This is a genomic window from candidate division TA06 bacterium, assembly GCA_004376575.1.
Lineage (GTDB): Bacteria > Hydrothermota > DG-26 > E44-bin18 > E44-bin18 > E44-bin18.
Genome location: SOJN01000024.1, coordinates 1 through 18,302, shown reverse-complemented (window position 1 = coordinate 18,302; position 18,302 = coordinate 1). Strand labels below are relative to the sequence as shown.

The window sequence follows — 18,302 nt, the reverse complement described above, 5'->3', positions numbered from 1 at the left end:
GTCTACCTGACATTTCGTATTTGCGAAACACTGACATTATTGTATTGCGGCGACAGGGAAGCTAAAGTGGAGTTTCCCCAGTTTTCAGTCGTTCATTAGCTGAAGCGAGAGTTGCTGGGGCTCCGCGGTGTAGTATTGGGGACAGGCGTGGAGTTTTGGACTTTTCTGAGATTACTAACTGCAAACTGTGAATTACGAAGTATTTCACACAACACGACTTCGATTTTCGTTTTCATCGGTGGGTTTTGCTCTCTCTTCGAATATGGCGTAGAGGGTAGGTACGAGGACAAGGCTAATCATGGTGGAGAAAAGCAGCCCTCCTATCACTGCCACGGCGAGAGAATTCCAGATCTCGGCACCCTCCCCTTTGCTCAGGGCAAGAGGCACCAGAGCGAAAACGGTGGTCAGTGCGGTCATGAGAATTGGCCTGAGCCTCGTCTGCCCGGACCTCAGCACCGCTTCACGCAATTCCATCCCCCTCTTCCTCAATAAATTGGTATAGTCAACAAGTACGATCGAATTGTTGACCACAATACCCACGAGCATCACCATACCTATGAATGACATGAGATTAAGCGTCTTGCCGGTCAGCAACAGGAACCATATCACTCCCACTATTCCAAAAGGAACAGAGAAGATGACAACGAACGGGTCCACAAAAGACTCAAACTGCGCAGCCATCACCATGTAAACAAGTATCATTCCCAAAATCAATGCAACGAAGAGATTCCTGAAAGCGGTAGCCTGTTGTTCAATGCTTCCGCTCACGCTGGTAGCATAACCTTCAGGCAACTTGACCTGCGCGAGGAACCGTCGAAGATCGTTAGCCACGTCCCCGAGAGGTCTTCCACGCAGGCCCGACTGTATTCTTACGACCCTTTCTCGATTCTTCCGTTCTATCTCCACCGGACCCACACCTTCTTCCAGTACTGCGAGATTGGAAATAGGAACTCTTGTCCCCAGCGAAGTCGTTACGAATATGTTCTCGAGATCAAATACAGACTCACGGTCACTGTCAGACAATCTGACGAAGATATCATGCTGTTCTCCTGCCTCACGGTACGCAGTTGAGACAGTACCGTAGAAGTTCTTTCTAATGGTTGAAGCTATCTGGGATACTGATAGACCAAGTGCTGCCGCCTTTTCTCTATCAATCTTAACCTGTAGCTCAGGCTTGCCTTTCTCCCTGGACACTGTCACACCATAGACACCTGGGATCTTCTCCATCCCCGACTTCAGAACTTGAGCCAGAGAATCCGACTCCGTAATGTCGTATCCATACAGTTCAATCGTAATGGCCCCGGCACCCCCAAAAAGAAGCTGCATCAGGGGGTCTTCAGTTGTGAAGTTGACCTCTTCCGCCCCCGCTAGGTCCTTTGCCAATTCTTCCAGGGACTCTGCAATCTCAGCAGATGAGCGATCCCGCTGATCCTTGTCCACAAGTTCAATCAAGAACTCGCCTATGTTTGGACCTTCTCTGCCCATGATGGAAGCGAACCCAGATTCAGACTGCCCCATCCGGACTAAGCTCACCGTTCTCTCAGGAACGTTGTCTTCTATGATCTTCTCAATCTTTCTGACCAATGAATCGGTTTCGTCAACTGACAAGCCAACAGGTAAAACGATACTGCCTCTCGCTTCTCCCTGGTCCATCTCGGGGAAGAACTCAGTCCCGATCAAACCAATGAACACGGGCAACAGACTGAATGCAAAAATAAGACCTGCCAGAATAACCACTACTCTCTTGTGATCAAGCGACCATTCCAGCAGAGAACGATACCTGTCAGTGAAATTCCTGAAACCCTGCTCGGTCTTTTCATAGAAACGCCGATATCTTCCAACGGAATCTCGGTTTTTTCCCACATTCCTGAATATCCGCGAAGAGAGCATGGGAGTCAGTGTCAGAGCAGTGAAAAGGGAAGCGCTCAAAACTATGATAACCACATAGGCAAGTTGTTTGAACATAATACCGATGACACCGCCGATGAAAATCAACGGCACGAATATGGCGACCGTGGTAGCCGTTGAGGCTGCCACCGCTCTGCCAACCTCGTAGCTTGCTTCAATGGCCGCACTCTCCGGTTTGTGTCCTTCCTCGGTATGTCTGAATATGTTCTCCAGTATGACAACCGCATTATCCACAACCATTCCTATGGCGATGGCTAGTGAGGTGAGTGACATATGATTTATCGTGAATCCTCTGAAGTAGAGAAAGATGAAACCGAGGACAATCGAGAAAGGAATGGTGAGAGTTATGATAAAGGAACCCCCCACATGTCTCAGGAAAAAGAAAACGATCAGAACGACAAACAGTGCTCCCCAGAGAATAGTAGTGGTCAGGTCCTTGAGAGAGTCCTCTATGAATTCAGAGGCGTCCATTATGGTTGATACTTCCACATCAGGCGGCAGCTCTTTTCTAAGGGACTCAAGTTTTGATCGCACAGCTCTTGCCACTTCGACCGTGTTAACACCGCTCCGTTTCTGGATTATGACCATAAGCCCTGGCTTGCCCATTACCCTGACCTTACTCTTTTCCTCTTTGAACCCGTCTTCAACCGTGGCAACGTCTGACAGGCGAATGGATCCACCTACGCGCCGACCCACCACCACACTGCTTACTTCGTCGATAGAAACGAAATCTCCTGGAACCCTCACCATGTAGTCAAGTCTTCCTACTCTCAGATTCCCTGCAGGTTCGCCAAAGTTTGCTGCTTTCAAAGCCATCTCAATTGCTTCGATGCTGAGGCTGTATCCGGCCAGACGATTCCTGTCCACTCTGACATTTATCTGCCTTTCCAATCCACCAAATATGTTGATGGCTCCGACCCCCTGGATGCGCTTCAAGGGGTCCACCACCCTCTTTTCGATTATCTGGTGAAGGTCAAAATAGCTCTCTGTGGCGCTCACTCCCAGGAAGAATATGGGATAGTCTGAGAGGTCAAACTTGAAAATGGTGGGCGTGCCCGCGTCATCGGGCAAGTAAGGCTTCACCCAATCAAGCTTATCCCTTATGTCGTTGGAAGCCTCATCGATATTTGCCCCGAAGTTCATCATCAGTGTGACGACGGATAGCCCCTCCTTCGAAATTGATTTGAGCTCTTTCACATTCGATACCGTTGACATCGCAGACTCTACAACTTCAGTAATCCGTTTCTCCACGTCTACGGCAGCGGCTCCGGAGTACGGAGTTACCACACTGACGGCGGGCGTACTTATGTCAGGCATCAACTCAAATGGAAGCCTGATCAAGGATATGATTCCCAGAAGAAGTATCCCGGCAAAAATCATCAAAGTGGTAACGGGCCTGTGTACTGCGAACTCAGAGAGTTTCATGCTCGACTACTCCACCACTATCGTTACCTCTTCACCATCATCTACTACACGCTGTCCCACTACAACGAGGGTATCACTGGCATCCAAGCCTTCTATCACCTGCACGCGGTTATTCTCACGAATGCCCAGGCTGACCGGTTTTCTCACCGCTTTCCCCTGCTCAACGACGAATGCATAGCGCTCTATCCTTCCAAGCACGGCATCTGCAGGCACAACCACAGTATTCTTCTCCTCTCTCACTACAAGGTCAACCCGCGCGAACATCCCGGGCTTCAGAAATCCTTTTCTATTGTCAACGGTTATCTCCGCCCTGGAAGTCCTTGAGATGGGGTCCACGACCGGACTCATCATCGTCACTTTCCCTTCAAAGCTCATATCTGGATATGCATCAACCTTTATGGATGCTTGCAGCCCGGTTTTTACCTTCGGAATATCCCTTTCAACAACATTGATGGTTACTTCAACCTTGTTCATTCTGACCACCAGTGCAACCGGCACCTGTGGGGCAACTACATCGCCAATATCAAGAAAAACTCTACCCACAATTCCTCCTATGGGAGAACGAATCTTCGCCGGTTCAAATTCCAGTCCGGTTATGCCTCTATCTACTGTGGCTAAGAGCCCATCTTTCTTAACCCATTGTCCTTCCCTCACTGCATAGGATCTTATCCTGCCCGGCACCTCAGAATAGACATTCACCTGCTCTTTTCCCTTGATGTCTCCTGTGAATGAAAGAATCTCCCTTATGGAAGCCCTGGTGACCTCCATCACTCGTACAGGAACACTTCTTTTCTCTTCAATCAGACCCGATGCTCTCCTTTGCCCAACTCTCTGCACAACCCTGTAGCCTATCAGTAGAATGAATGCGGCGACTATTATCCATATCACTGTCTTTTTCATACCTGAGACTCTCCTTTCTAGTAGTCCTTCCCCACAGCTCTATCCAGAGCTGCCCTTGCGATATTGAACTCTCCCAATGCTTTGACATAGTTGGCCTTGGCCTGTGACAATGCGAGTTGAGTGTCCAGGTACTCGATGTTGCTCAATAGTCCGTTTTCAAACTGTTCCTCGGCGATCCGGTACGCTTCTTCAGCCTCTTCGATATTTTTCTTCTGCGATTTGATAGATTCTTCGGCCTCCTTCAGGGCAAGATACGCGGACTTCACCTCCAGCTCGACAAGTGCCTTCAAACCACCTTCAGCTACCTCTGCCTGTTCAAGCTGGGCTTTGGCTCTTCTCGACTCACCCATGGTGGAGAACCCGCTGAAGATCGGGAAGGATAGAGCAACTGTCGCGCTCCAGTCTGTGCCCCAGTCGTTCTTGAAGTTGTATGGCTTCTTGTAGTCATAGTTTGCTCTGGCCACAATAGTAGGTTTGTTACCGGCCTGTGCAATGGCAAAAGCCTTACTTGCCATCTTCTTTCTTTCTTTCGCAGCCAATAGGTCCGGACGGTATATCGTGGCTGCAGAGAGGTTCTCCTCGAAGTTGTACTCCGCGGGCTCATAGAGCAGCTCACCTTTGATCTCCACCTGCTTCACTGCATCGAGACCAATTGCCAGTTTCAGTCCATCGATAGCAAGCTCGACCGAGTTTCTTGCCTTTAAAAGCTGTGGTTTCATATTGTCTCTGGCCACGTTGGCCCTCATCAGATCCAGCCTTGACGCCTTCCCCTCCCTGTAGAGCCTGGCCGCGGATTCTGCATGCCTGGCAACCTGAGCATAGCTCTCCTCAGTCAGCTTCAAGAACTCCCTGCCCACCAGAACAGAGTAAAATGAAGTTATCACACTGAAGACGGCGTTTTGCTTCTTCTTTCTGTAGTCCTCTCTTGAAGCATTCAAGTTGTGTTTGGCCAGCCAGTATCCGTTCAGCGTCCTCCCCCAGGTGAAAATGGGTTGTGTGACGCCCACACTTGCTAGATAGTTATCCTCCTCACCCATATCGAAACCCAGTTTTTCCATGCCCACAAAGTCAAGTGTGTAGGTGTATCCTATGGTGTCTCCCATCGGCCCGAATACCGGAACCTGTTGCATGCCGAGGATTGGTGTCTCCATGTCAAGACTTGGAATCTCTGAAAGGCGGGTATAGCTTCCTCTGAGGTTGAGGGTGGGCATGAACCCTGCTCGAGCAGAGATGACTCCTCCCTCTGCCTCGGCCACCTTATGCAAACCGGCTTTGACCTCCCAGTTTCTGCTAAGGCACATGTCAATTGCTCTATCCAGTGTCAGAGCCATTGGTTGTTGAGCCTCAAGGCTCCCCCCAAGTGACGCAACGAGAGATAGAATGGTAAAACACAGCAGAAATTGGTTCATTTCCTCCCCTTTCTCGACTGGATACCACCCAGAAATACATCCAGAATGACTTTCGACCTTTCTGCCAGTGGTTCCTTGGCTCCTTCCAAAAGCCACTGAGCCACAACCGAGTGTATCATCCCGAACAGGAGGTTCGCCACCTCAAGCGGGTCCACCTTCTTTATCTTTTCCTGGTCTATCCCTTCCTTCACAACAAGCGCTGCAACCTCAACGAACGCGTTCAGTTTGGGAAGGATTCTCTTGTTCAAGTGCGCGTCCCGCATGTCAGTCATCCTCACCCTCTCTGGGTTGAAAACCCTGAAAAAGTCGCGATCATCCTCCAGGTACTCCACTACGCCTTTAACCATCAGTTCCAGTTTGGACAGAGGTGGCAACTCTTGATTTGCTATCTCTCTCACCTTTTCCAACAGCCTGTCCATTCCGTCCTCGAGCACTGCATAGAACAGGTCCTCTTTGTCCTTGAAATACGTATAAAGACTTGCCTTGGAAAACTCAGCTCGCAATGCAATCTCATCTAGAGCCGCGCCATGGTACCCCTCCTTGGCGAAGAGTGCCTTGGCTGCAGCAAGAATCTCCTGCTTTCGAACTTCCCGTTCCCTTTCCTTCCTGGAGATCTTCATTTATGTTTCCTACCTACAGCAAGAACCAATCGGTCACAATTATGACTGATTGGTTCAAGTTCAGACTCGTCAGTCAGTATATCTCATCCCATAGGTTTTGTCAATGGAAAAACAGTTACCCCGAGGGAAGCACAGAGTGCAAATTACAGAGGCCCTGCCCTTCCCCGACTACAAACAGGACGTGCCATCCTCAGCGATGCAGTGGCAGAGCAATCTTTGCATTACCAATCTTAGATCTGAGATCTTGGATCTTCGATGTTAAAAAGGTGGGCCTTCCAGAAATCCTGGAAGGCCGGCCGTCTCTGGCACAGACAACAACGACTCAGACTATCTGAGAACCGCCATCTTTCTGGTTGCTACGTAAGTACCATTTGAGGTCTCTGCGCGGAGACGATAGAAGTACATCCCCGTTGGCACCAGGTGACCTGAAGAATCTCTTCCATCCCAGACCAACCGGGCAACTCCTGGCCCCGTCTCGCGCGCCAACTCGTTTACCAGTCGCCCGCTGCAGTCGTAAATGGACAGATTGATCGAACCGTAATCAGGAGCCATTATCTTCACAGTCGTAGTGGCATGGAAAGGATTCGGTTCGTTCTGAAACAGCACGAACTCTCTGGGAACCGCGCCTGCCCGAGCACCTTCCACTACACCTGTAGGGTCATAAATGGTGAACAAGGAATCGCTTATGTCAAAAGACATATTCAACCCAGCATCGAAGGCTTCTATTTTCACCAGACAGAATTCTGAAGCCGTATTCGGAACAACCCATTCATATTCAGAATCGTTCACCTCGCTCACGGAAATTGTGTTCCAAGAAAAGCCTCCATTGTTGGAGTAGTATATATCTACATGGCAAACACCCACGTCATCGGATGCTGTCCAGGATATGAGACAGGTATCCCCTACCTGGAATGTCTCCCCACCATTGGGGAATATCACACTAACACTTGGGGGTGTATTGTCTATTATGCTGAAGGTGTTGTCACTTTCATCCACGCTGAAGGGGACGCCATCTCTGTATGCTTCTACTCGAACCAGGCACAAATCTGAGATGGCATTTGGGATTTCCCATTCAATGGATGAATCCCCCTTCACACCCAGAGCCAGATCCTGCCAGGTTAACCCTCTGTCGGTGGAAAGATAGACATTCACTGACTCGGCAAGGGCCGGCTCTGAAATCTGCCATGCTATATCGTGGAGTTCGCCCACACCCCAGGCCTCACCGCCATTCGGCGAGAGAACAGAAACGAAAGGAACGAAATCTTCCACGTATGCTACGTCAAGCGGCCTATAGAGGTTGTTGCTAGCATCAGTCTCCAATTCCTGGGGACGCGAGAAATGGCTGCCGTTCCACAACATACTCTCGATGTGCTTTGTCTCACCAAGAGAAAGTATAACGGCCCCATCGCCAAAAGCATCTCTTTGTACATGAAGCAGGTTGATTTTGTCGTTCAGCAGGGGACCTGTTTGTTCAACGCTCCAATCTTGTTCATATGTCTTATATCTGAGATGATTATCACCCGCATCGGCGTAGACCAGCAGCCCGTTTCCACTCTGGCTCTCAAACATGAGATCCCAGCTTCTCTTCTTTCCTACGGCCCTGCAATTGTCTGCGACTTTCTGAAAACCACCGAAGCCAAAGCCAGAAGACATGGCCACGGCCAGGTCGCCATCAGTATCTCCGACTCCGACCATGACCCTGTCACTTCCCGGGTCCGCACTGATTTCAAGCATCGTTCCGTCTACACCGTCAGGTAGATCCCCTGACTCTTGTTTTTTTGTCCAACCGGAGCCATCCCAGACAATGTATTTCACGTTTCTTCCCTTATCAGGAATCCAGACAGCGATGACATTTCCTGATTGGCTCTGACGGCATGCCCCCAAGGAAATATGCTCTGTACGTTTTGATTTGTCAATGTCTCCCAGAGAATTCCCCCACGACTCTCCATCCCACACAGACGCCTGGAGCTTCTTGTTCTCGCTCTGACAGAAGAGAACAATCTCGTTCGAGTAGGCGTCGGGTACCAGCACAAACCAGCATTGTGGATGGGCACCCTTTCCCGGTAGTACTGTAGTATTTTCTTCTGACCAAGAAGTTCCATCCCATATTCTGAAGCAGAGGTCCCTGCTACCAGGAATACCATACACTACGATGGCATTTCCGCTCTGAGACTCATAGGCTATGTCAAAAAATCTTGAATCACTGGAGGGGAAGGTAGGAACCAGTTCTATGAGATTGGACCATTCTGAGCCATTCCAGACCTGTACATGGAGGTTGTCCTTTGCACTGATGACTCCAAGTATGGCCTCGTGCCTTTTTGGACAGGCCCTTAGAACAGTCCACTTGATGGCCCCGCCAACAGGGAGAGCCGAGAGTTCATTTGACCAGCCCGTTTGCTCGCTGAACATCCGGTAGCGCGGCTCTTCCACCGCACCTTCGCCATATGAAATCAACTTGTACTGCTCGCCATTCGCCTTCGAGGCGTAGGCTAGTACAACCAATACGACGACAGACGTGAGAAGGAACAGCCGCATCAGGAGTCTCCTCACGGTTCTGCTGCTGTAACAAGGCATTACAGCATGATTCATCTTGATGCTCATGGCAACCTCCTGCTTGAGCGGGTTAGCAGGTGCACATAGATTTGAGGATACGGTCTTCTTCAGATAAGGGTATATATTGCCAGTAGATAGCCATAGGTTTACAACAAAGCATAAATGGCCCCTTCCTTCTTTGCTTCCGTTTAATAGTGATATAACTGCAAAAAGTGTGCCGATATCGAGCACCTATCGAACATCAGGATGGCTGAAAAGGCTCGTGAGTCACTTAAGAGCGACTCACACTTAAGACCCATGCTCGAAATCCCAAGGACCAAGCACGAAATCACAAACTCGAACCGTCACTTGTTTGGAAATTGGAATTTGGTGCTTGGATTTTGTGATTTGACTTCAGGTGGGTTTTCCGATTATAATGATATGTATATCCGAAACGTTTGTTCCGGTAGGACCGGTCATCACCAGGTCTCCAAGTCGTGCAAAGAAATTGTATGAATCGTTATTGTTGAGATACGAGGTCGCTTCCAATTGAAGCTCCCTTGCTCTAGCCATAGTTTTTCCATCGCAGATGGCTCCGGCTGCATCAGTCAACCCGTCGATCCCGTCTGTCCCCATGCTAAGCACAGCAATTGGCAGACCTTCTATCTCAGCCGCGGCGCTGAGGACGAACTCCTGGTTCCTCCCACCCTTCCCATGACCCCTCACCTTCACGGTCGTTTCCCCTCCTGATATGATGCAAGCAGGGGGTGCGACTGGATCATTTTTCGTCAAAACCTTCTTCGCAAGTCGAACATGAGAGTGAGCCGCGTCATGGGTGTCACCCACCACAGAGCTGGACATTGAAACCACTCCATATCGCATCTCTTTTGCCCTGGCCGAAGCAGCCTTTACTGCTGTGGAGTTACTGGCTACCACTATTGAATGTGTATTCTTGAATGCTTCGTCCCCGTCTCCGACACTCTCCTCCACCATACCATCAGCTCCCCTCTGGAGGTGTTGGATCACCGCATCCGGAATACGACCACACAGGCCATACTTCTCTACAATCCCCAGACACTCTCCATAGCTGGTTGTGTCCGGGACTGTCGGTCCTGAGGCAATAGACGCAAGGTCATCTCCAACAACATCGGAGACGACAAGTGTGACCAGCGATGCTGGATAGATCTTCCGTGCCAGCCTCCCGCCTTTTATTGTCGAGACATGCTTCCTTATGGTGTTGATCTCCTTAATGTCTGCACCACACATGAGGAGTGCTTTGTTCATTTCGACAATGTCCGCAAGGGAAATGCCATCCGGAGGTGCAATTAGAAGGGACGAACCTCCACCGGATATGACGCAAAAGACCAGGTCGTCTCTGCCTGCCTGCCCTGCCACCCTGAGAATCTCCCTGGTGTTTTCCACCCCACTCTGGTCAGGCTCGGGATGAGAAGCCTCAAGCAATCGGACCTTCCCGGCCTTTCCACCCTGGCCATGAGGAACGCTCACTACACCCCCGGCTATCGTATCTCCGAGGACTTCGTGAAGAGCAGCGACCATATCGGCCGAGGCCTTGCCTCCACCGAGCAGATAGATCCTCGCGTAGCTGCTCAAGTTGTATTCGCGCTCGCGAACCCTGAGCATTCCATTCTCAAGGATCAGAGCTTTCTCAACAGCATCTTTTGCGGAGACCGCGCTCAACCCGGCCTCAAAGATGAGGAAGGCGTCTTTTCTCAGCTTCTTGAGGACTTTCTCCAATTGGAGAACCTCTCATATGGGTTCTTGTGTTTGCCGCAGTACTTGGCTTCGGTCCCGAGTCTGTCTTCAATTCGGAGGATCCTGTTGTACTTTGCGAGTCTTTCGCTTCTGCATGTGGAGCCTGATTTGATCTGACAGGCCGCCCATCCCACCGCAAGATCTGCGATGGTGGAATCCTCGGTTTCTCCTGATCGGTGGGAGACAACCACATTGTATCCGTGGTCGAAAGCAGCTTTCACAACCTCATGGGCCTCCATGACAGTACCTATCTGGTTTACCTTGACCAATACGCTGTTGCAAATTCCCTCTGCAAAACCTCTCTCCAGTCTTTTCGTATTGGTGACAAAGATGTCGTCGCCGACGAGCTGCACCTTCTTCCCCAGGACCTCGGTCATGTTTTTCCAACCCTTCCAGTCATCCTCTGCCAGCCCATCTTCGATCGAAATTATTGGATAACCATCGATCCACTTCTCGTATACATGTATCATTTCATCTGAACCCTTGCTGCTCCCATCCGACCACCTGAACACGTACTTGTCTGATTCATACAGTTCGCTGGCTGCAACATCTATAGCTATATGAGCATCTTTTCCTGCTTCATATCCCGCTTTCTCAATGGCCAGGGTAACAAGGTCCAGTGCCTGCTGATTTGATTCCAGATCAGGCGCAAAGCCGCCTTCGTCTCCAACCAGCGTGGAAAGCCCCCGATTTTCCAATTCCAACTTGAGAGCATGAAATATCTCTGAAGCCATCCTGATGGCAAGAGAGAAGGTACTTGCTCCATCCGGTACGACCATGAACTCCTGAACATCGAGGCTGCTACTTGCGTGTCGGCCGCCGTTTATTATGTTTATCATGGGCACAGGAAGTAACATCGGACCTGTTTCTGAAAACAGTCCGAAAAGTTCAATATCTCTCTCGGCCGCCACTGCCTTTCTCACCGCCATTGAAACAGCACAGGTGGCATTAGCACCGATGGTTGACTTGTTCTTTTCCTTGCTCTTGTCCAGCTCCAGGAGCAACCGGTCTATTTCGTCAGGATTCTCAAAAGGCTTCTTGACTATCGCTTCATTTATCTTCTCATTGACATTGGAAACTGCTTTCATCACCCCTTTTCCGAAGTACCTTTGCGGGTCTTTGTCCCTCAATTCAACTGCCTCATGCTTTCCTGTAGAAGCCCCGGATGGAGCCGAAGCAGTCGCCCTTACTCCGCTTTTCAATTCGACATCAACCTCGACAGTCGGATTCCCCCTGGAATCCAGAATCTCCCTTGCTCTCAGCTTTGATATTTCTGACATGTCATTCCTCCTGTCATCCGTGGTTCTCGCAGGTTCTTTCCTTTCTCAGCTGTATCATGCTGTTTACCATAAGCAGCAACAAACCTAAACCTCCACCCACCTTGAGCCAGAAAGGAATCAGCTCAGCGCCTTTCCCTACTATGGATACGGCATCCAATCCGGATATTCTATATATCCAGTTCAAACCCCAGCCAAAGAGTAGAGAAGAAGCAAAAATCGAAACGAGATAGACGACTGTAGCTCTCACTCCTAGAAATTTCGCGACCACAGTGAGTGACGCGGCATTGGTGACGGGCCCTGTCAGAAGAAAGACAAGCGCTGCACCCGGGCTCACCCCTTTGGCAATGAGTGCGGCCGCAATCGGGGTTGAAGATGTGGCACACATGTACAGCGGTATGCCTACAAGCGCCATTAAGAGCATAGTAGGCCAGCCATAGCCGGCCTGCTCGGTTATGAGACCTTCTGGAACGAAGTAAGTAATTGCGCCAGCGATAATCATGCCTATTAGAAACCACTTCGATATGTCACCAAGCAACTCTCCAAACGCATATTTCATTCCGCCTGTTACTTTTGCACCAAAACCGTGATGATGAGACGTCCGGACTTTTTCCTCTCCACACACAATGCAGACATGCTCTGAATCGATTTCTTTTCTTGACCCATTCTCGCCAAAGAGGTTTTCGAATGAACCAGTCAGCATTGCAGTAAGAAACGCGGCAATCGGCCTTGCTATTGTCATCAGAGGGTCAAGAAGTGCCCAACTTATTGCAATCGAATCGACGCCGGTCTCGGGGGTTGAAACAAGAAAGGATACAGTCGCGCCCTTGGATGCGCCTTTCTTGTAAAGAGAGACCGCGGTGGGAACAACTCCACAAGAACATAGGGGAAGAGGAATTCCAAAAAGAGATGAAAGCAGAACTGACTTGAAGCTCTTTCTTCCAAGGTTTTCACTAATCTTTTTTTCACCAAGGAATGCGTTGATCAGCCCTGCAATGGCAAGCCCAAATATGACATATACACCAGAATCAACAAGGACATCCCACGAATTGACCAAAATACCCAGAAGCGCATCCACCAGTTTCGTCAATAATCCCTCTCCCTGTCAACGGTTGAATCCAAACATCTAGGAATTCAAGAACCAAAAAGAGTGGGCCGGCACACCCTCTCTTCACCGCCGCTCCCCGTTCAATCCCCCCTCTCACACGCCCATCCCCGGTTCAACATGGCTCAATATTGAACAATCTTCTGCAGTTCCAAAATCTTTCTTGTGATGAATCTATTCATCCTTCGCCGTTCCATGTAAAATTGGGGGGCTGGCACAAATGAGGCCGGCCGGGTAAAGGGCTGAGCAAGGCTCGCCTCAAACTAGTTCTGAACCTTACCGTATAACTTTACTTTCATCTCAGGTTGATTCGGGTCATCTGTGTACAATTTGACAGTTCCCCGTAGCCTCCCTACCGGGGCATCAGGCTTTGTTTCCACTGTAAGCTCATATCGTGCACCTGGCCGCACCTCAGTCAGGCTAACGGAAACCTGTTCGCATCCATTTTCGACACGCGTTATCTTGAATGTCGTCTTATCGTTGCTGGTAATTGCAAGAGTAACCTTCTTTTTCTCGCCCGTGCGGATCACGCCGAAGTTGTGAGCAGGTGGATCCACACTGATATGCCCAACCACATCAACGAACGCAAGGACCTGCAGCACACGCATTTCTTCCAGGTTTGTATGTATTTTTACTTTCCCAGAGCGACGTCCGATTGATGCTGTTGGACGGACGGTCACAGCAACCGTCACCGCCCGTAACGTGTCTCCACGGGCCTCTTCGGGTCTTATGTCCGGATTGTTTTCCGGCCCTGCCTCGTCTTCGCGCTTAGACCCGAATTTCTTCACAAGACCGTCCTTTGTAGATCTCAGGGCGAGTCTCCACACCGTGGCAAGACCAGAAGATTTCACAACATGTGCTTCAAAATCGTCTGTTGGCACTTCGATTCTCTCAATCTCAAACTCCGTATCGCCCCATGGGATGACCTTGAAAGTCAATGTTTTGGATTTACCTCTATAGACCTTTCCGAAACTCAAAGAACCAGGACTGGTCCACAGAAGCTTGTAGATTTCTCCTTTGATGACCAACGTCATGGTCTTCTTGTCAGGGTCGTTGGTACTGACAGTGATGGACTTGCTCTGTTTACCCACCCTGCTGCGCGTGCGAAAAGTTGCCTTCACCTCACCCCACATACCTGGTTCGATGTCCCCTTCAGACTGAAGGGCAGCGGTACAGCCTCACGATGTCTTCACTCTGGGAATATTCAGGGGCTCGTCTCCCAAATTCTGGAATCGAAAAACGTGTGTGACACTCTCACCCTCTTTCACCAGACCAAAATCGTGAACAGTCTCCGCAAACTTGATTCGTGGCTGACCAAAAGCGATTGTCCCGGATAGAAACAAGAACGCGGCCGCAGAGAGGATACTAATCCTGGACCGTGACAAAGTGAGATTGCGCATATCAAGACCTCCCATCATTTGCCTAGTAGTTCCTTCACGTCTCGCTCAAAGACACCCATGTCTCTTGGTACTCCTACGTACTTGGAGTACACAACACCTTTCTTATCTATCATAAACGTAGTGGGTATTGAGTTGATACCTCCATAATCTTTTGCCACAGAAGCATCGCCTATCAACACGGTGTAATTCATTCCTTCCTTCTCTGCAAATGGCTTCACTGTACTGGCTCCGCCCTTATCCAGCGCTATGCCTATTACCTCCAGGCCACTCGAATTGTAGTCTTCATAGAGAAGAATGAAGTGGGGTATTTCTATCCTGCATGGATAGCACCAGGTTGCCCAGAAATCCAGCAAAACAACCTTACCCCTGAGCGACTTCAAGGAGACCTTGTTCTTATCCAAATCATAAAGGGTGAAGTTGGGTGCTCTAACTCCTGGTTCGATATTCCCGGGTGTTCCACTCTGCTTCTTTCTGCACGCACATGACAACACTGTGAGCGCCAGAAGCAAGACCGATACGACAAGAAAAACTCTTTTCAATTTCCACCTGCCTTTCTCTGTTACTTGGGGATTGCCTTATCCATCAAACCGAGAAGGCTGTCTGGTCTTATAAAGCCGACGAATCTCAATTCGGGAAGTTCCTTCCCCTCAACTCCAATGAAGACCACCGTGGGCACACCCGCCACACGATACCGACCTCTCAGCTCCTTTGCATGATCGCTCGACCCCTTGGTAAGGTCGACACGAACAGTTAGAAACCGGGACATCTTCCCTACCACTCTGGGATCGCTGAACGTTTTCTCTTCCAACTCTTCGCAGGGGATGCACCAATCAGCAGTGAAATCTACAATAACAGGAACACCATCGTGCGCTGCCTTCTTTACTACAACATCGCTGTAGGCCAGCCACTCGACTCGTGCAGTTGGACGAATGCTGACAAAGGTGTGTCCGGGAGCAACCACAAGCCATAAGAAGAGCGCAACGCATGCCACACCAAAAATCTTTCTGAAAACTGAAAAAGGCTTGCCCATACCCTTTATCCTATCCAGCCAACCAAGGTAAACGCCCGCGGCAAGGCTAATCACGGCCATACCCGTCCAGTAAACCGAACCAGGGAGGATGGTCCTCAGGAAGTAAAGTGCCATACCGAAAAGCATGAACCCAAGAACTTTCTTCACCCAGACCATCCACTCTCCAGACCTGGGCAACTTGCCTATGTTCCCTGAAACGAGGGCTAGAAAAACCAATGGAAGTCCCATGCCGATTGCCAGCGTGAAGAACATCCAGAAGCCCAATAGCGGATTGCTCTGTTTTCCAACATAGGTCAAAAGGCCTAATACAAACGGGCCCACGCAGGGAGCTATCACTATCCCCAGGGTGAGACCCATGAACAAAGATCCCAGAATTCCAACCTTTGGAGAACCTGCAAAGCTGTTCATTCGAGCAGGCATCTTGAGAGTGTAGACGTCAAACATACTCAGTGCTAGGGCTATCAGAACGAGTGCGACAAACGAGAGGACTATTGGGTTCTGCATGGCAGCACCAATCAAAGAGCCTGTGAGCGCGGCAATCAGCCCGAGAATGGAGTATGTGATTGCTATTCCTATCAGGTAGGCAACTGCCAGCATGAATAGCCTTCTGTGACTTCCATGGCTCTGCCCCCCAAAGTAGCTTATGGTTACGGGGATCATGGGATATACACACGGCGTCAAATTGAGAGCCAGGCCCCCAAAAAAGATGAACAGAAAGGTCAAGCCCAACCCTTTGCTCCCAAAACCCAGAGTCTTGCTTGAATTTTCTTGCTCCCCTTCGAAAACCCCGAACCCACTCTCGCCTATGGAAACATCCGGCCCCACTATGCTCAGGGGCAGAATCAGTTTCCTGTAAACAGGCTCCAAGCATAACTGATCGTTACACGCCTGATAAGTCAGGACTACTTCAACATCCTGCTCAGAAGGGGTCGCAGAGTTGTCAAGCGATGCGTTGGCGCGAATAATGAACTCATCTTCATAGACTGAGAGCTTCTTTTCCGAGAAAGATAGCTTCCTGAAGATTCCCGGGGGGTACGTCACCTTTTTGACCTCAAAATGCTCTGGTAGATGAAATTCCACGGACGTAGGCACAAACATCTCGTCTGTGGGCGTGTTGGAATTGATGTGCCAGCCTTCCTTGACCCTGCCAACTATGACGAATTCAAAATCCATTCCGGGGCGCAATGCGTTGTACGATATGCCGCAACTTGCGCCTACTATGTCTTCAGGGGCGGGTAGTTCGTCAATAGAAAAGGCGCTGCTGGAAACTCCCAGCAGAATTATGAGCGCAAGAACCGTTCTACGCAACAGCCTAACCTCCAGTGTTCCTGTGCTATTATACTCACACAAAGGCCGAATGTCAACTGTGGCGGAGACTACAACTGAACAGTGAGCTTGCCCCTCGATTAACTCGGGACTTCGCCTTGGTCGACGTGGCCTGTACTTGGCGAGTCGAAGTGCTTGCCCTGAGGTCCCCGAAGGACGAACCGCGCCACTGTTTTTTGGCACTCGGAGCAAGAGAGAAATCTGTCATTGCGAGAAGCGTTAGCGACGAAGCAATCTAAATGTGTGTTAAATGAATGAACACTTCTTAATGAGGAGCCGAATGACAGCAAGATTGCTTTGCCAACCTTGGTGGCGAGTTTATGCCGCCTGCCCGGCTCGTTTCACGAGCTCCTGAGGGTATCCGAAGGGAGTAACTCGAGGTACGATGACCCTCTTTCGCCTCCTACTTCGCCCTATTTGGCTACGGAGGACTGACGCTTCGTGGCTTCGGAGGGCAGGCACCTTCTCTTTCTCTATTGCGGAATTGAAAACACTGAAAGCATAAGATTACACGAGACTGCAAAAGCCGGAGATCGAAAATCGATTCTCAGCGAACCAAGAGGAGTTTTCTTGCGGCTGTGTAATCTCCCGCTTTGATTTGGAAGAAGTAGACGCCGCTGGGCGCTAGGTTTCCGCTGCCGTCTCTGCCGTCCCAACGGGCAATGTGATGACCAGCCTCCCTCGAACCGTCTACTAGAGTTCCAACAAGCCTCCCAGAAGTATCGTAAACCCTAAGCGTGGTGTGGCCAGGTTCTGGTAATTGGTAATTGATGATTGTAAATTCCCGGCAGGGGTTTGGATGGTTCTGGAGAAGCACGGTTGCAGACCTGGACCTTGTTTCGTCCATCATCTGGTTCTGTTTCTTGTGTTTCTTCATGGCTTTCTGCGCATGCTCCCAGGCGTGGTTGTAGTGGTCGATGGCCTTTTCGTACTTACCTTTGTTCTTGTCCTTCTCAGCCTTGGCCATTTCCTTCTCTGCCTTCTGTATTTCCTTCTCCTTGCCGCCGGCAGCAATCGCATCATCAATTGCCACCCTGGCCAAGATGCTGTCCGCCCCGACAAGCATGCTTATCAATCTCTCACACAGTTCACCAGGAAAATCTCCCTTCTTGCATAGTTTCTTTATCTCCTTCACAGCTTTTTTCTCTTCGTAGAAAACTTTCTTCCCGTGTTTAGAGTGCAGGTGAGTGTCATCAAGCCATCGCTTCTCCTCCAGACTCTTTTCTATGTGCTTCTTTGCCTTCTTTAGCTTCTTTGCCAACCCCTTTGACTGTGGCTTCAGCGTATCCAGTTCGGCCAGCACACCTTCCTTAAGAGACCTTGGGTTGTCGACCCCCACCAGTCCATTCTCGTCGGTCTTGATAAGATATACATCAAAAAGGCCTGCACCAAAAGAGCCTGTCCAGCCCGTGATGATATAACCTCCATCCGAGGCCAGTTGCACAGAGGTTGCCCGGTCTTCTCCCTTGCCTCCGTGGATCCTAGTCCATAGCGTGTCGCCCAGCGAGTCCGTTCTGACCAGATAGACACTGCGGATACCTTGCCCAAACGACTCTGTCCAACCTGCGACGATGTACCCGCCATCTGAGGTCTGCTG

The 18,302-nt window shown here is 50.0% G+C and carries 13 protein-coding genes; all 13 read right to left on the bottom strand.

What is annotated here, in order from left to right:
• Nucleotides 1–204 precede the first annotated feature (204 nt).
• Nucleotides 205–3,333 (bottom strand): efflux RND transporter permease subunit, encoded by a 3,129-nt coding sequence (locus E3J62_01950; protein TET47304.1) that lies wholly within the window; start codon nt 3,331–3,333, stop codon nt 205–207.
• A 6-nt stretch (nt 3,334–3,339) separates the two neighbouring features.
• A complete protein-coding gene (locus E3J62_01945) occupies nt 3,340–4,233 on the bottom strand; it encodes an efflux RND transporter periplasmic adaptor subunit (protein TET47303.1) in 894 nt (297 codons plus the stop codon).
• Between the two features lie 17 nt (nt 4,234–4,250).
• Complete coding sequence (locus E3J62_01940) at nt 4,251–5,642, bottom strand: TolC family protein (protein TET47302.1); 1,392 nt, start codon at nt 5,640–5,642, stop codon at nt 4,251–4,253.
• Nucleotides 5,639–6,262: a TetR/AcrR family transcriptional regulator gene (locus E3J62_01935; GenBank protein ID TET47301.1), complete on the bottom strand. Its 624-nt coding sequence runs from the start codon at nt 6,260–6,262 to the stop codon at nt 5,639–5,641. The genes E3J62_01940 and E3J62_01935 overlap by 4 nt, the downstream gene beginning before the upstream one ends.
• 327 nt (nt 6,263–6,589) lie before the next feature.
• Nucleotides 6,590–8,863: a hypothetical protein gene (locus E3J62_01930; protein ID TET47300.1), complete on the bottom strand. Its 2,274-nt coding sequence runs from the start codon at nt 8,861–8,863 to the stop codon at nt 6,590–6,592.
• Between the two features lie 345 nt (nt 8,864–9,208).
• Nucleotides 9,209–10,549 carry a glycerate kinase gene (locus tag E3J62_01925; GenBank protein TET47299.1) on the bottom strand — a complete coding sequence of 447 codons (1,341 nt, stop codon included), beginning with the start codon at nt 10,547–10,549 and terminating at the stop codon, nt 9,209–9,211.
• A complete protein-coding gene (locus E3J62_01920) occupies nt 10,525–11,847 on the bottom strand; it encodes a phosphopyruvate hydratase (protein TET47298.1) in 1,323 nt (440 codons plus the stop codon). Before E3J62_01920 ends, E3J62_01925 begins: the two co-directional genes overlap by 25 nt.
• A gap of 13 nt (nt 11,848–11,860) precedes the next feature.
• Complete coding sequence (locus tag E3J62_01915) at nt 11,861–12,925, bottom strand: permease (protein ID TET47305.1); 1,065 nt, start codon at nt 12,923–12,925, stop codon at nt 11,861–11,863.
• Nucleotides 12,926–13,212: 287 nt separating this feature from the next.
• Nucleotides 13,213–14,082 carry a DUF1573 domain-containing protein gene (locus tag E3J62_01910; protein TET47297.1) on the bottom strand — a complete coding sequence of 290 codons (870 nt, stop codon included), beginning with the start codon at nt 14,080–14,082 and terminating at the stop codon, nt 13,213–13,215.
• A gap of 45 nt (nt 14,083–14,127) precedes the next feature.
• Nucleotides 14,128–14,367 carry a DUF1573 domain-containing protein gene (locus E3J62_01905; GenBank protein ID TET47296.1) on the bottom strand — a complete coding sequence of 80 codons (240 nt, stop codon included), beginning with the start codon at nt 14,365–14,367 and terminating at the stop codon, nt 14,128–14,130.
• Nucleotides 14,364–14,888, bottom strand: coding sequence for a TlpA family protein disulfide reductase (locus E3J62_01900; GenBank protein ID TET47295.1), 525 nt, complete (start codon nt 14,886–14,888; stop codon nt 14,364–14,366). The genes E3J62_01905 and E3J62_01900 overlap by 4 nt, the downstream gene beginning before the upstream one ends.
• A gap of 20 nt (nt 14,889–14,908) precedes the next feature.
• On the bottom strand, nt 14,909–16,687 hold the full coding sequence (locus E3J62_01895; protein ID TET47294.1) for a DUF255 domain-containing protein: 1,779 nt from the start codon (nt 16,685–16,687) through the stop codon (nt 14,909–14,911).
• Nucleotides 16,688–17,252: 565 nt separating this feature from the next.
• The coding region (locus E3J62_01890) for a T9SS type A sorting domain-containing protein (GenBank protein TET47293.1) at nt 17,253–18,302 on the bottom strand (1,050 nt) is incomplete at its 5' end.